This window comes from Nocardioides sp. REDSEA-S30_B4, assembly GCF_001627265.1.
Taxonomy (GTDB): Bacteria; Actinomycetota; Actinomycetes; order Propionibacteriales; family Nocardioidaceae; genus Nocardioides.
This window is the reverse complement of record NZ_LUPI01000096.1, coordinates 1-13,971: the sequence shown is the minus strand read 5'-3', so window position 1 is coordinate 13,971 and position 13,971 is coordinate 1. Positions and strand designations below refer to the sequence as shown.

Below are 13,971 nucleotides of genomic sequence, written 5' to 3'. Positions count from 1 at the left end.
TGGGTGACGACGTCGCAATCGACATCTTCCCTGCTCAGGAGGGCACCTCGTTCTACGCCACGCTCACAGAGCCCGACGCAGCCGGTGGATCAGGGCTCAAGCAGCGTGGACTGGCCGGGGTGCGACTGGTCATCAGCGACCAGCACTCAGGGCTCGTCAAGGCGTTGAGCAGGGCGTTCCAGGGTGTCGCGCACCAGCGCTGCCGGGTCCACTTCGCCCGCAACCTGCTCGCGCACGTGCCCAAGGGCCAGGCCGACTACGTGGCCGCGGCGTTCCGGATGATCTTCGCCCAACCCACCCCTGAGGACGTCCACGCGGCGTGGGACAAGACCCGCGACGAACTCGCCGCCCGGTTCCCCAAACTCGGACCGCTGATGGACGCCTCGAAGGCAGAGGTGCTCGCGTTCACCGGCTTCCCGCGCGAGCACTGGCGCAAGATCTGGTCCACCAACCCGCTCGAGCGGGTCAACAAGGAGATCAAGCGCCGCTCCCGGGTCGTGGGCATCTTCCCCAACGCAGCAGCCGTGATCCGGCTGGTCGGCGCGGTGCTCATCGACATGCACGACGAATGGATCGCCGGCGACCGCCGCTACCTGTCCGAAGGGTCGATGGCCAAGCTCTACGACACCAGCAATACTGAGACCGTCGCTGCTATCGACGGCAGCGACGCGTAGGCACCGAGGATCACCTCAAAGCCCACCACCCCGCGGGGCTCTGTCTCCGGTGTCTCGCCGGCCGGTGCGGACGAGCTCGCCGGTGACTTCTTGGACTGTAGGGGGTTGGAGGTCAACGTCCCGTCCGCGGCGGTCTTCTTGCCGGTCCCGTAGACCTCGAGCCAATGCCGCAGCGTCCCGCGCACGATGCCGAGGTCCTCGGCGATGCCGCGGACCGTGGCGCCCGGGGTGGACTCGTACAAGTCAACGGCCTGACGACGGAACTCCTCGGAGTAGTTCTTCCTGGCCATGGTTCTTGGATCATCTCGCTTCCCCAGCAGGTGCTGGATTCAGCGTGTCCAAGAACCGGGGTCAGGCCCCAGCTTCGGGTCGTAGCCGAGCTGGCTGACGTACTCGACCCAATCCTCCCCGAGCCGTGGGCGGACGCAATGGAGCGTTGCGGGAACAGGCGACCACGGGTCGAGAGGCTTGTTTCCGCGTGGAATCAAGGGTGTCGCGACGATGCCGACGTGGAGGGTGACGCTGACGACGCCCTGATCGGGGCGTCGGTGGAACCAAAGAAACGACCTCGAACACGACTCACTGAGTCCGAAGTGGACGCTATACGAACTGCCCGCGCAGAGGGCGTGAGCGTGACCACACTGGCGGAGCAGTTCGGCGTTCACCGGGGAACGGTGTGGACGAAGACGCGGTCTGAGACACATCTCGCCACACGTTCTGTATGAGGGCCTGCGGTGATGGCTGGTTGATCCGGGCGGCATCGGGCAGCTTGGAGCCGACTCGGGGAGTCACGAGCCGATGGCCCTATCGAGCAGTGCAATCAAAGCCATGATGGCGCCGATCAGCATGCCCAATAGAGCGGCCCACATAAGGAGGCGGTAGCCGACCACTTTCAAGCCGCGATTGTCCAACCTGCGCCACTTCGGGGAGTAGTTCTCTGACGGGAATCGGTAGGCCCACCCAAGGTCGAAGAGGTGACGCATCTTGGTGCCATCAATGAATTCAACCAACCCCAGGATGGCAAACACCATCGTCGATCCGGCAACTAGCCGTAGTCCCTGCTCGAGCATGCTCGCTACTTGCTGCCGGCAAAGGTGGGGTTGGCCAAAGAAGTGAAGCATCCAGTGCTGTTGACCGTGGCGACTGCCCCTGTGGCGGCGTAGGCGGCTTCGCTGACGGCGCAGGACCCAATACCGAAGGTCATATTCCAGCCGCCCTCACTAAGGTCCTTGCGGTACTTCGAGACGTGCTTACCGCTAAAGACCAACTTGCTTGGGATTCTGACACCAACAACTGACAGCCCGAGGTCGACAGCACTGAGCGCGCAGTCAGCTCCGGTTGCACCGGACTTGTAGAAGCAGGTGTTCGCGGCGTTGAGCCCGGCGAGACCGGCACTGGTCAAGCTCAGGGCACCGCCGACTGTGCATCCGATGCCGGCGGTGGGTCCACAGAGGGCGTAGGAGACGATGGCGGCGCCGCCAGTGATGGCGCTGAGGGTGCCGGAGTTGTCGACGGTCCAGTCCCAGGCGCTGCTGACGGCATTGGTGGTGGCATTCCAGGTGCTGGTGGCGGCGTCGCCGATGGCGTTGCCGACCTTGTCGAGCGCCTTGCCGACCGCCACCAAATCGGAGTCGTCGTTGGACCGTCCGTCGCCGGCTGCCAAGACGACCGTGTAGTCCTTGAAGACGTCGTGGTTCTTGAGGAGCCTCTGCAGTGCCTTCGCGGAAGCGACCCGGTTGAGCAGCCAGAACGAGTGCCGGATCTCGTCGCGCAGTTCGGCAGTGGAGAACGGGTACTTCTCGTTGGTCGTTAGGCAATCGAGGAACTTCTTGACCTCGGCCTCGTGCTCGAAGTACCCGTTGTCCTTGGTCGCGAAGAACTCGTTGAGGTCGAAGGTGAAGTCGATGTTGGCCTCGTCCTCCTCTACCGCGACCCCCAGAGCCAGGCGATCGGTGATCATCCGCGAGATCTGGTAGGTCAACAGGTTGAGCGTCGGCAACTCTTCGTACGGGTTCTCCTGGGCGGCGTCGGTCCATTGCTGACGGGCGGTCTGCTCGTCCTCGTACGTCCAGTTGAAGATCTGGTGCTTGCCGAACTTGCCGGAGGCCAGCGCCTTGAACGGCGTGCCGGACAGGTGCAGCGTCCTGGTCCGTTTGATCTGGTCGAATGCGACGTCGGTCTTGGTGGTGTCGATGCCCTCGTGGGCCTCGTCGATCACCAGCAGGTCCCAGGCAAAGTCTGCGATGTGCTTGAGCTTGGGGTAGCTGCCGCCGAAGTACTGCGAACCCTTGAGGTCCTGCAACGAGACGAACTCGACGATGCGCGGGTCCTGGTCTTCGTGCTCGAGCGAGAAGGCACGCCACTGCTCGCGGGTCAGTGGAGAGCGTGTCTCCAGTGACGGCGACTCGGAGACGAACTTGAAGGTCGTCCGGTGGCCGATGAAGCGCGTGAAGTCGTCGTACCAGGAGTTCGCGATCGCCGGACGGTTGGTGACGATCAGGACCTTCTGGACGTCCAGTGTGCGCATCAGGTCGTAGGTGGTCAGCGTCTTGCCGAACCGCGGCTTAGCATTCCACAGCACCTCCTCAGCGCCGTCCTCGAATGCGGTGACCGCCTGAGCGACGGCGGCCTGCTGCTCAGGGCGCAGGACGTAGTCGTCCACTCCGTCGGCCTGGAGGTCGCTGAAGTCCTGCCCGGCGAAGTCGTTGAAGTACTGCAGGGAGCTCTTCGGCGCAGCCGCAAGGTGGTGCCACTCCGTACGCACGGGCGTGGTCTCGCGCTTCACGCCCTGCTGCTTCAGGAAGTCATGGAAGTCCCGGTCGGTGAAGCGTCCACCAGCCTCCGACGTGAAGACGGCCCGGCGAGCCCAGACCTTCTCCTTCGTGATGGACATCTGGCTGGCCTGCTGGGCGATGCGCTTGTCGGCGCTTTCCTGCTCGGTGTAGCCGATCTTCTCCCAGCCGTCGTACTTGGGGACGTCCGGAGTTCGCCACGAGTAGATGAGCGGGACGATCTCGCGGTAGGTGCTGATCTTCGGGCTAGGCATCGGCTTTCTCTTGTTCGTGGACCTTCTCGATCCTGCATTCGCCGTAGCTGTCGTAGGCGGTGAAGTCGAAGCCGGCGTCGTCACGTAGCGAGGCGAGCGTAAAGGGATCACGTCGCACCTCGCCGGGCTTTCCGTCGATCCTGTGCCACCAGGAGAACTGGATGTCGTCCCCCGTGGGCGTCTTGCCAGTCAGGGTGTCGCCTCGCACGATGTTCGTCTCGATCAGGAACGTTGCCGCCCGGTGGAGGTCGGTGTCCGGACCGCAAGGAGTGCCGTGGGCCTGGTGGAAGCCGTGGAACTCCGCGAGCATGACCGCCTTGGCATCCTGGTGGTTGTCCTCGAGGAGCTCAATCCCGTAGATCGAGGCGAGCGCGAAGAGCGACTCTGCCGCCCATGCCTCGGCTGGATACCGCTTCTCAATGGCGAGGAGCTTGCGTCGGAGGATCGCGACGAGGAAGTTGCCGTGGCCTGCCGCCGGCTCGAGGAATGTCCTGTCGACGAAGTCCGGGCTGGTCTCCAGGTCGTCCCCAACCAGATCTAGCATCTGGTCGACCATGTGACGCGGCGTGAAGACCTCGCCGTACGTCTTCACACGGTGCCGCGACCTCACGGCCTGCTCCTCGAGGGTCGGTTCCGTGACGGTCACGAGCGTCTCCCGCGCTCAGCCAACGCACCGAGCGCGGCGGCGAACCGGCCATCCAGCTGTGATGCCACATGCACTCCACGTTCCGCGATCCGATCCTTCCTCCCGAATCTATCGGGCTGGACCGACAAGCTCGCGCTCCGGCGCGGTGTGGCATCAGATGCCCGGAACCTCTCAGTCAAGGTCACTCGACTCCCTGCGCCGCCCGATCAAGGGCCCTCCCACACGGATCGCGCCTGACATAACTCGAGTTGTTAAACAATACGTAGGCAAAGTCAAAGTTCCCTGCATCTCGACAATTCGTGTGGAGATGCAGCAGAGATTGGCGAACCCGACGAGGGGAACCTTGAGGAAACGGCCGTCCTCGACGCACCCGATCAAAGTCGGGTCGACGCCGTCGGGGGCCACGGTCTGCGGTGCACTCGCGGTAAGGCGCGGGTCGTCGAGCGACCGGATCGCGGCATAGAGGGTCGTCTCGCTAATCCGTTGAGAGCGCACCCAACGCGGGCCAGGGAGGCCCGTTGCGAAGCAGTTCCAGAATCTTGAGTCCATGTCGGTGGCCATCCGGAAACTCATCTCGCACATCCCAACGCCAAGCCGCGACCATCGCCAGAACGAGGCGACGAGACTCCTGGAGCAAGATTTGATCGACACCGGGATACAGCGCGCTGACTTCCACTGGCGCATGGGCGACGTCGAACTCGATGGGACCTAGGCAGCAGGTCTCGAGGTCGATGAAGAGAAGGCCGTCTCGAGTGACAAGTAGGTTGCCGGGATGCGGCTCACCGTGCAGCAACTGGTCCGCGGTCACGCGGCTGCACAGCGCTTTCCGCCCGTCGCGCAGCGCATCGAGGAGAAGAGTTCTGTCAGCATCGACAAGCCCAGGCGTCTCGTGTCGATCCGCTACGAGACCCTCAGCGGCCGCGATTCGCTCCGTGAAGTGCGGTGCATCGACCTCAATGCTGCGCATCGCCGCATGTAGGCGATGCAGAGCGTCGGCGTACTCGGACGGCGACGCCATGCCCGTCACGGAGTCGTAGTAGCTCCAGAAGGTGACAGCAAAGTCATCACGTTCGTACACCCGCGGTTCCACCCGAGGGTCGAGCGACGCGATAGGAGCCGAGCAGGCGCCCAGGTTCCGCGCGACCGACACCTCGAACGCCGCCACTTCCTGTCCGGCGACGGCAGTTCGTGCGACAACGTCGCATGGCAAGAGGCGGAGCGCGAGGGTGTTGGAGTTCTGGAGAACGACCACGTCTTCCACACGCAGATCAAGGTCGACGGCGAGGGACGATGCCGCTGCCGCTCCGCGCGCCACGAGCGCTGCCTCCACGAGCGCATCCTGACATGTGTCCGCTCATCGGGCGGACGCACTCGTCGCGGCTACCAGGAAGCTTCATCGCTGGCGACCACTCGTGAACCGCGTTCCACGTGGGTAGACGTCCGTAGGCCATCAACGGGAGAACAGCGTCCTGTTCTCCTCGATCCACGCGATCTCGGCAAGTTCCTCCTCCTCGACGTTGCCCTCGGCGACCCAAGTCTTCTGAGGCTCCTGCCCTTGGGCGGCGAGGAACCGGACGTGCTCGTTGGAGTAGCGGATGCGTTGGACGACGGCGTCGGCGACATCGAAGTCGGCCGCGATCCCGTACGCGTCGAGGAAGGCCTCGATGCGAGCTCGCCGATCGGGGACCTCCGGGAAGTGATGCCACTCAAGGGCTGCCTGGTCGTCCCGGACCGGGGCGAACCACCGGAGGGCGTACGCCACGTCGCTGAGTCTGGGCGCGCGGTGTAGGAAATCCCAGTCGATGAGCGCGACGGCCTCTCCGCCCCGCCAGACGAAGTTCCAGGGCCCGGGGTCGCCGTTGACGAAGACGTCGCCGCCCTCCGCCGCCGGTGCGGCGAAGACGGCGTCGTCGGGTGGGACCCAGTCAGCGGAAGCGTCGTGGATACGCCGCAGGAGGCGCGCCGCCGATCGCAATCCCTGCTCGTCGTGCTGGTGCTTCCACCCGTCACCGCCGCTCTCGCCCTCGATGAAGCGAAGCGTCTCAGTCTCGCCGTCCAGCGACACGGGCTCGGGAACGCAGTCCAAACCCTTCGCACGAAGGTGCCGGAGGAACGAGTGCACGGTCGGGGTGTGCGACCCCGCCGGACGAGTGACCGTCTCAGCCGTCAACTCGATCGGGCGGAACTGCTCGTTCACTTCTGCCGCTCGGCTCCGTGCCTCGTCGTTCGCCATGCTTGCACCCTCGCAGGAGCACCGACTTAGACACCAACGAATTTCGCAAGACCGTCCGGATCTCGCCAGCGCGCGGAACTCCAACGCGGCTGGGCGAGGAGGTGCGCCGGACGGTCAGGCCGGACGCCGACGCATCGCACGTGGGTCTCTACCTGCCGAGCGCCGACCGCCCGATCAACCGCGCCGACCGTGGCCCCTGGCTGACTGGCCGGCCGGCTCATCCCACCCTCACCACCGAGGCCGTCATCGCCTGGCTCGACTCCGGCCAGCCCGACCCCGACCACGCGGCGACGCGGATCCGGGCCGCGGTCCACGGCGTCATCGACGCGGCCGCCGCGGACACGCTCAGCTCCGGCTGACGCCGAGAACAGCATCGTCATCTCGACGCGAGGCCGGCGCATGCCCTGCGGACTGAGTCCAACAGCACCCTAGGAACGCCCGTCGGGTGTTCTTCAGCCAGCTGTCGCGTTGCCGAGGCTCCCTCAGGGAGCCTTGACGAAGTGACACGGATTGGACCGCCCCGGCGAGTCCGGAGACTCTGGCGTGTCCCGGGTTGGTTCACACGGAATCGACGGTCTGCGAAGGCCGCGCCGGCCACGAGGGAGAAGGGTGCGGTTGGGGTGTGATGGGATGAAACGGCTCGAGAGAAAGGAGGACGGGATGGCCAATCCGGTGGACTTCATGTTGGCCGATCTCCGGGAGAAGTACGAGGCGGTGCCCTCCTCCAGGGCCTTCGACCGCCTCTACGACGATCCCGAGTGGGGTCACATGTTCGCAGTCCTCCACAAGCGGCTGAACGAGCACTTCACCGACATAAACGGCAGAGCGGAGACCACCCGCCACTACTGGGCCGACAACAGCAGGAACCTCCTCTCTCTCATTCAGGAGATCGAGGCCGACCTCCACACCCTGAGGCGGGCAGGCGTGGAGGTCGAGCTGGCCGACTCCTACCAGGACGCGCTGGAGCGCTGTCGGCCGTGGCTGTCACCAAGCGGGGGCAGTGCCGTGCCGGAGGACTTCGAGCCCATCGAGGTCATCGCCTACGAGCCCGTGCTCACCCACGTGGCCAGGAGCGTGAAGTTGGCGAAGCACCAGGAGACCCTCGAGTTGAAGATGGTGGGCAGCGGGTCCTACGCCCACGTGTACTCCTACGTGGACCCCGACTACGGCATCAAGTTCGCCGTCAAGCGAGCGAAGAAGGACCTCGACGAGCGAGACCTCGGACGTTTCAAGCAGGAGTTTGAGGTCCTCAACAAGCTGAGCTTCCCCTACGTAGTGGAGGTGTACCGCTACGACGAGGCCCGCAATGAGTACCGCATGGAGTACTGCGACACCACGCTGCGCGACTACATCGCGAAGAAGAACGCCACGATCTCCTTCGCCGCGCGGAAGCGCATCGCGCTCCAGTTCCTCTACGGCATCAACTACCTGCACCACCAGAAGCTGCTCCACCGCGACATCAGCCTGCAGAACATTCTGCTGAAGGTCTTCGGATCTGGCGCGGTGTTGGTCAAGCTCTCGGACTTCGGCCTGGTGAAGGACCAGGCGAGCGAGTTCACGCGGACCCAGACAGAGATGAAGGGAACGGTCCGCGACCCCATGCTCGGCAGCTTCAAGGACTACGCGGTCGTCAACGAGATGTACGCGATCGGCCACGTCCTCGCCTACATCTTCAAGGGCCGGGAGTCCCTCCCGCCGGCCACTGACGAGGTGGGGCGCATCATCCACAAGTGCGCAGTCAATGACCTCGACCAGCGCTACCGGGCTGTCACTGAACTCATCGCGGAGGTGGAGAGGCTGGAGGCACCGCCGGTTCAGGCGACCGCGTAGGACCATTCGGGATGGCGAGCGTCGAGCTTGGGCCTCGCGGTTCTGTCGGTGGCGCCAACTACCTTCGAAACCGAGGGCAGGGCCAGGCCTGCTCGCCGGGCGGAGGGCCACGATGTTCGATCACGACCGAGACTTCCCACGGGCCTACGCAGTGCCCGGGATTCCACACAAGGCCGCCAGCACGTTGGGTGTGAAGTGGGCGCTGGAGCAGGCCGAGGCGCTCGGCTCGGCGGTGTCGCTGTACGCGCCGGGCAAGCAGAACCTCCAGCACGTGGCTCACGACCACCCGGCTGTGCACGCCCTCATTCAGCGCGGTGTCCGCGTCACGACATGGAGGGACTTCGGCCCGGCCAGCGGCGTGGTCGTCGCCCTCTGGCCGGACGAGAAGCACCTCCTCGAGGCCGATGAGAGCGGCTCGACTCGGGCGCTGGTGGCGGTCACGTGGAGTCCGCGGCACACGTTGGAATGGGCGCAGGCCAAAGGCGCGGAGCCCCTTGGTGGTCCCCGCCCCGACATCAGTCCGACGCGGCCCCTTGATCCCGTGGTGGCCGAGGCGGTTGATGGGCTCGGCATCCTCGTTGGGCAGCACAAGACAGCCGATCAGCGCTACCGGGCGGCCATGGCGAAGGGCCTCACTATTCTGTGCGATGCTGGCTATGCCCTCGACCCGAGCGCCTTGCACACCCATGCCATCGGGCACGGCTGGCGGGCCAGCAATGCCGAGAAGCTTCGGGAGGTCGCCACCCGCATCAACGAGGGCCGAGTTATCCAGGGCATGAAGTCGGCACCCCTCAGCGATGACGTCCTGGCCCACTGGCGTGAGCGTGCGGCCCGGGGTGCATCGGCGGACGAAGAGTGACCCATGCCGGACACCACCGTGATTGAGGGAACCTCCGACCAGCCAGTGGACCCGGGCACCGGACGAACCTTCGGGGAGGTCGTGCCGACTCGCAGCCGGGCCGACTCCAAGATCGAAGCGCAGGTGCGAGTCTTCCTCGCCGAATCGGGGTATCCAGTCCCACCGCGCCGCGTGGGCGTGCTTAGTCGACGTCGCCCTCGACCATGGCTACCGCGGCCCCTACCAGCGCATCGCCGTCAGCCGTGCGGCCGGCGAAGGCTAAGGAGCCAAGGTGAGGGGCGGTGCTCCCTCCGCAGGGTCACGCCAGGCGAGTGCTTTGCGGATCCTGTACGGAAGCCCTCCACCGCGAACTCTGGGATGGACCGTGAAGGTGATGGCGCTCGCCGAAATTCCCCAGTGATGCTCATCGAAGTTCCCCACCCTGGGCGGGTGTCACTGTAGCGGTCGGCGGGTGCCGGTCGCAGCGTGACGGAGTGCTTCGTTCTTGGCGTGGTGGTCGCGTAGGCGGTAGGAGTCGCCGTCGAGGTTGAGCACCACGGAGCGGTGCAGCAGGCGGTCGAGCATGGCGGCGGCGACGGTGGTGTCGCCGAGGACCTCGCCCCAGGACGCGACGCCGCGGTTGGTGGTCAGCACGATGCTGGTCTTCAGGTAGCGCTGGGAGACGACCTGGAACAGCGCGGAGGCGGCTTCGCCGGGCAGCGGGAGGTAGCCGAGCTCGTCGATGACCAGCAGCGTGGGGCCGGCGAAGAACCGCATGGTGGTGGCCCAGCGTCCTTCGATCGCGGCGCGGTGGCAGCGGGCGGCGAGGTCGGCGGCGGTGGTGAAGTAGGTGCGGTAGCCGGCTTCGGCTGCGGCTCGGCCGAGGCCGACTGCGAGGTGTGTCTTCCCGACGCCGGGCGGCCCGATGAGGAGCACGTTGGTGGCGGTGTCGAGGTAGCGGCATGTGGCGAGCTCGTCGATCAGCTTGCGGTCGACGCCCGGCGCGGCGTCGAAGTCGAAGTCGGCCAACGTGGCCGGTGTCGGCAACGAGGCGAACCGCAGACGGCCGGCGAGCTTGCGGGCTTCGGTCGCTTCGACCTCACGCGCCAACAGGTGCTCCAGCGTCGCGGTCGTCGACCACGCTTCGGCGTCAGCGGTCGCGAGCACGGACGGGAGGTGCTCGGCCGCCGCGGACAGCTTCAACGCGGCGAGGTGGCCGCGCAGTTGCTGGTAAAGGCTGGCCTGCGTCCCCGTCATCGGCACGGTCAGGGAGTCGGTCATGTGAGGGTGTTCCTTCCGGTTGCTGCTCGGTCGTACTTGGACAGGTCGATCACCACGTCATCGCTGGCGGCGGTAACGCGGTCAGGTTGTTGGCGGGCACGCAGCTGCTCGGCGGCCGCGCGGGCGGCGGGTCCGGGTGGGATGCGTTCCTTGCGGCGGTGCGGACGGCTGGTGTCGTGGCCGGCCAGGACGAGTTGCTCGAGGGCGATGACGTGGCCGTGGTCGCGGACCATCGCCCCGGCGCCGTCGGGCGCGAGCTCGTGGCGAGCGATCACGATCCCGCTACTGGTGGCGATGTCGACGTGCGGGTCGCCGAGCCGCTGGGACACGCTCACCTGAGCGCGGGCCAGCTCGGGTGGGACGGAGTAGAAGTTCCCCCGCCAGGCGACCAGCGCCTGGGCGGACACGGTCCGGTCTTCGCTGAGGGTCGCGGGGAACGGCGTGGCCGGAACCGGTGCCAACGGCTCGGCTTCGGCGACGGTGAGCACGCTGGCCCTGCCGTCCACGCCGGCGGGACGCAGCCGCGCGTCGCCACGCTGGGCGCACCACTTGTCCAGGGAGGCTTGGGCTTCCTCGACCGTGACGTCGTCGGGCAGGGTGCGCCACCAGCGTTGCGCGGCGGTGTGGTTGGACTTCTCCACCACGCCCTTACGGTTCCCGCGCCGCGGCGGGCAGATCGCGACCTGGACGCCGTAGTGCTTGGCGACCGCAGCGAACGTCGCGGTCACCTTCCCCGAGTCGGGATGGCACACCGTGGTCATCCGGTCGAAGCGCCACTTCTTCGTCAACCCGCCCAGCTTGCGGGTGGTCTTGTCCAGGGCGTCGATCAGCTGCGCCTGGTCCTCAGCCGCAGCGAGGGTGCCGCGCCACCGGCTGGAGTGCGCGAGCGCACCGACCAGCAAGTGCGCGTTCTTGCCCCAGCCCCACGACGCGGGTGGGTCGGGAAGCTCGACCCAGTCCCACTGGGTCTCCTCGCCCGGCGGGTGATCGATCGGCACGTTCGCCCGGCCCTTCGTTGCCGAGCACGGCTCGCAGTGCGGCCGCAGCCCCCGAGTGCGGATCTGGCGGGTGAACGTCGGATACGACCGGTCGTAGCCCAGGTTGGTGACCTCGTCGAACAAGGTCACCGCCCACATGTGCGGATCCTCACGAAGCCGTTCGCGGACATAGTCGACGAACGGCTCGAACGGGTCGTCGTCGGCGGGCTTCCTGACGCCGGCGACTCGCTCGTCGTTGAGGTAGGCGCGGATGGTCTTGCGGTCCCGGTTCAGGTGTCTGGCGATCGCGGAGATCGTCCAGCCCTGCCGGCGCAACGCGTGAGCGTCGATGTCTTCCTCCCGTGTCAGCATGGGAAGCGAGGGCTCCTTCGATAGACGGCGTGTGGTCAGAGACCGCCATCTTCGAAGGAGCCCCACCCGCTTCCGGTGGGTGCCACGGGGTGGGGAATTTCAGTGAGCAGAACTGGGGAGATTCACCTGAGCGCCATCAAAGGTTGCTCCCAGCGCAGCGGTTGGTGGCGGGAGCGGCGGCTAAGGCGGGGAGGTAGCTGCCCTCCACGTGACGGCGCGAACGGCGTCGAGCTATCACGCCGGAAGGCCGACCCCCGCCCAGTGTCGGCTCTAGGCCGACTGCCCATTGGGGGGCGCAGGTGCGGCCATAGGGGCGCCTGGATTCGCGCGGCGGTAACGCCAGATTGCGTGGTCAAGATTTCGGACGTCAACACCCATCCTTCCGGCCACCGCGGTGATCAGGGCGGCGGCATCGTCGGGGTCGGCGATCTCCGGGAGCTTGTCCCGAACGAAGCGCATCACCCAGGTGTCCGGCTTCACGTCATCTGACCCGACGAGCATCCGCAGGTACCGCCACGTCACGGGTCCGCAGCCGGACACCGACAGGTACGCGGCTCTCGCGGCCGGTTCACGAGTCTGGAGATCCGCGGCGGTCACGATCTTGGCGTGCACGAGAGCCGCGGCGGCATCCCTGACCACCTCAGCCTTGTAGCGACCGCGGATCTTCCCGCTGTTCGTGATTGCCCGAAGTTCTTCGACGGTCGTCCCGGTCAGGACGCGCAGGTCGTTGGCTGCCTCACGCTGTCGGCGCCAGCGCTGGACTGCGCCGTACACGCCGGATTCTCTTCCAGCTTCTCGGCTGCCGTAGTGGGCACGCACAGAGAAGACGGCGTCGATGAGCGCCGCGTCGATCTCGTCCGGCCATCCGCCGGGCCAGGCGGGGATCTGGTCGCCAATCGTCGCAAGCACGTAGGCATGCAACTGGTCTTCCTCGTTACTCATGTGCGTATCTCCACAAATCGAGCGTAGTGACCTTGGAATGCGACGGGTGGCAGCTCGCGGGTGGGGCCGTATCGGTGCTTGAGGATCTCCAGGTCAGCCTCACCTGGACGCTTCGACCTCGGGTCGAACATGTCGTCGCGATGGAGGGCGATGACGAGGTCGGCGAGTTCGGCCAGATTGGCGGGGCCTCGGAGGTCGGCCAGGCGGGGCCGTACGGTGCGGTCGAGAGGTGGATGGACAAGGCCTGTCTTGACAGTGACGACGAGGACGATGTCGAAACGTTGAGCCACGATCTTCAGGCTGCGGACGACGTCAGCATCGTCGGGCGTTGCGTCCACGACCGCCACTCCCACCGTCCGGGCGTAATCGCCGACGGCCTCGTCGAGCGGTACCGGGGCGGGTGCAAGCCAGCCGGCGCTGAGGATCAATGGCGCTTCGTGAACCCGTGATTGGAAACGTCGGAGCTTCTCTGTATCCCCTGCGGCGACCCTGCCAGCGCGGACGTGGCTGACTGGAACCGCCGCCTCGGCGGCGACAACGCGACAGAGGATCTCGCGCTGCGACGAGTCGGGCGCCATGAAGAGCGTTGGCAGGCCGTGCCGAAGGGCCGCGGCGCGGGCGAGCCCGAGAGCCAGGACGGAGGTGCCTACTCCTGGCAAACCTGCGACTACCGTCAGTTGCCCTCGCCGAAGGCCTCCACCCAGTGTCTCGTCTAGGTCACCAAAGCCGGTCGGGAGAGCATCGGGCGCACAGGCCATGCCGTTGAGCGCCTCGTCGATGACTCGGGTCAGTCCATCGCCAGCCGCACCGATCGCAGCGTTGTGTGCCGAACTGGTCAGCCCGGGCGCTCCTGTACCAGCGGCCATTCTCATCCCCTTCGAACCTCGGGACGACCGTAGCGATCACGACCGACAGTGCAGACCCCATCAAAGGGAGCCTGACCATCGCCGGCCACGGTGTGCGTCGGTTGCGGTTGGTGGGTGATCGGGCGCCTGACCCGTGGTCACCGGCCCGACTCAAGCGCTCCGTGCCCCGAGTGGAGTCCAGCAAAGTGGTGTACGACGGACCTAAGTGAGCGCGTGCCTGCAACGTAGGCGCGGCCACCAGGTAGATCCTTCGAGTGATCTCTCAC

Annotated in this window: 13 protein-coding genes and 1 pseudogene; 4 read left to right on the top strand and 10 right to left on the bottom strand. The window is 66.2% G+C overall.

What is annotated here, in order from left to right; translation table 11 throughout:
- On the top strand, positions 1 to 674 hold a 674-nt coding region (locus A6R01_RS16535), incomplete at its 5' end, for a transposase (protein WP_292608231.1).
- A gap of 44 nt (positions 675 to 718) precedes the next feature.
- On the opposite strand, the pseudogene A6R01_RS16530 reads toward A6R01_RS16535, so the two are convergent.
- From A6R01_RS16530 to A6R01_RS16505, 6 genes and pseudogenes are all read right to left on the bottom strand, one after another.
- Positions 719 to 964 (bottom strand): annotated as a pseudogene (locus A6R01_RS16530) (transposase); the annotation flags it as partial.
- A gap of 498 nt (positions 965 to 1,462) precedes the next feature.
- The gene (locus A6R01_RS16525) at positions 1,463 to 1,744 is read right to left on the bottom strand and encodes a hypothetical protein (RefSeq protein ID WP_292608229.1); all 282 of its coding nucleotides are present in this window, start codon (positions 1,742 to 1,744) and stop codon (positions 1,463 to 1,465) included.
- A gap of 5 nt (positions 1,745 to 1,749) precedes the next feature.
- Positions 1,750 to 3,720, bottom strand: coding sequence for a DEAD/DEAH box helicase family protein (locus tag A6R01_RS16520; RefSeq protein WP_292608226.1), 1,971 nt, complete (start codon positions 3,718 to 3,720; stop codon positions 1,750 to 1,752).
- Positions 3,713 to 4,366, bottom strand: a complete 654-nt coding sequence (locus tag A6R01_RS16515) for an SAM-dependent DNA methyltransferase (RefSeq protein WP_292608222.1) — start codon at positions 4,364 to 4,366, stop codon at positions 3,713 to 3,715. The genes A6R01_RS16520 and A6R01_RS16515 overlap by 8 nt, the downstream gene beginning before the upstream one ends.
- 475 nt (positions 4,367 to 4,841) lie before the next feature.
- On the bottom strand, positions 4,842 to 5,696 hold the full coding sequence (locus A6R01_RS16510; protein WP_292608219.1) for a phosphotransferase: 855 nt from the start codon (positions 5,694 to 5,696) through the stop codon (positions 4,842 to 4,844).
- A 120-nt stretch (positions 5,697 to 5,816) separates the two neighbouring features.
- Positions 5,817 to 6,599 carry an aminoglycoside phosphotransferase family protein gene (locus tag A6R01_RS16505; RefSeq protein WP_292608216.1) on the bottom strand — a complete coding sequence of 261 codons (783 nt, stop codon included), beginning with the start codon at positions 6,597 to 6,599 and terminating at the stop codon, positions 5,817 to 5,819.
- Positions 6,600 to 6,739: 140 nt separating this feature from the next.
- On the opposite strand from A6R01_RS16505, the gene A6R01_RS16500 reads away from it, so the two are divergent.
- The 3 genes from A6R01_RS16500 (at position 6,740) to A6R01_RS16490 (ending at position 9,288) form a co-directional block, all read left to right on the top strand.
- Positions 6,740 to 6,958, top strand: coding sequence for a hypothetical protein (locus A6R01_RS16500; RefSeq protein WP_292608213.1), 219 nt, complete (start codon positions 6,740 to 6,742; stop codon positions 6,956 to 6,958).
- A gap of 271 nt (positions 6,959 to 7,229) precedes the next feature.
- On the top strand, positions 7,230 to 8,429 hold the full coding sequence (locus A6R01_RS16495) for a protein kinase family protein (protein ID WP_292608211.1): 1,200 nt from the start codon (positions 7,230 to 7,232) through the stop codon (positions 8,427 to 8,429).
- Between the two features lie 112 nt (positions 8,430 to 8,541).
- Complete coding sequence (locus A6R01_RS16490) at positions 8,542 to 9,288, top strand: hypothetical protein (protein ID WP_292608208.1); 747 nt, start codon at positions 8,542 to 8,544, stop codon at positions 9,286 to 9,288.
- Between the two features lie 432 nt (positions 9,289 to 9,720).
- Here the strand turns inward: A6R01_RS16490 and istB are convergent, their stop codons facing one another.
- The 4 genes from istB to A6R01_RS16470 all read right to left on the bottom strand — a co-directional run bounded on the left by istB (position 9,721) and on the right by A6R01_RS16470 (position 13,597).
- On the bottom strand, positions 9,721 to 10,548 hold the full coding sequence (gene istB, locus A6R01_RS16485) for an IS21-like element helper ATPase IstB (RefSeq protein WP_292608205.1): 828 nt from the start codon (positions 10,546 to 10,548) through the stop codon (positions 9,721 to 9,723).
- Entirely contained in the window at positions 10,545 to 11,963 is a 1,419-nt protein-coding gene (gene istA, locus A6R01_RS16480) for an IS21 family transposase (RefSeq protein WP_292608202.1), read from the bottom strand. The genes istB and istA overlap by 4 nt, the downstream gene beginning before the upstream one ends.
- A 204-nt stretch (positions 11,964 to 12,167) precedes the next feature.
- A complete protein-coding gene (locus tag A6R01_RS16475; protein ID WP_292608200.1) occupies positions 12,168 to 12,839 on the bottom strand; it encodes a hypothetical protein in 672 nt (223 codons plus the stop codon).
- Positions 12,836 to 13,597 (bottom strand): DnaB-like helicase C-terminal domain-containing protein, encoded by a 762-nt coding sequence (locus A6R01_RS16470; RefSeq protein ID WP_292608235.1) that lies wholly within the window; start codon positions 13,595 to 13,597, stop codon positions 12,836 to 12,838. The genes A6R01_RS16475 and A6R01_RS16470 overlap by 4 nt, the downstream gene beginning before the upstream one ends.
- Between the last annotated feature and the right edge of the window lie 374 nt (positions 13,598 to 13,971).

Excerpts from the sequence above, each read along its gene's own strand:
- A6R01_RS16525 (WP_292608229.1), bottom strand. The coding sequence starts at position 1,744 with ATGCTCGAGCAGGGACTACGGCTAGTTGCCGGATCGACGATGGTGTTT.
- A6R01_RS16520 (WP_292608226.1), bottom strand. The coding sequence starts at position 3,720 with ATGCCTAGCCCGAAGATCAGCACCTACCGCGAGATCGTCCCGCTCATC.
- A6R01_RS16505 (WP_292608216.1), bottom strand. The coding sequence starts at position 6,599 with ATGGCGAACGACGAGGCACGGAGCCGAGCGGCAGAAGTGAACGAGCAG.
- A6R01_RS16495 (WP_292608211.1), top strand. The coding sequence starts at position 7,230 with ATGAAACGGCTCGAGAGAAAGGAGGACGGGATGGCCAATCCGGTGGAC.
- A6R01_RS16490 (WP_292608208.1), top strand. The coding sequence starts at position 8,542 with ATGTTCGATCACGACCGAGACTTCCCACGGGCCTACGCAGTGCCCGGG.
- istB (WP_292608205.1), bottom strand. The coding sequence starts at position 10,548 with ATGACCGACTCCCTGACCGTGCCGATGACGGGGACGCAGGCCAGCCTT.
- A6R01_RS16475 (WP_292608200.1), bottom strand. The coding sequence starts at position 12,839 with ATGAGTAACGAGGAAGACCAGTTGCATGCCTACGTGCTTGCGACGATT.
- A6R01_RS16470 (WP_292608235.1), bottom strand. The coding sequence starts at position 13,597 with ATGGCCTGTGCGCCCGATGCTCTCCCGACCGGCTTTGGTGACCTAGAC.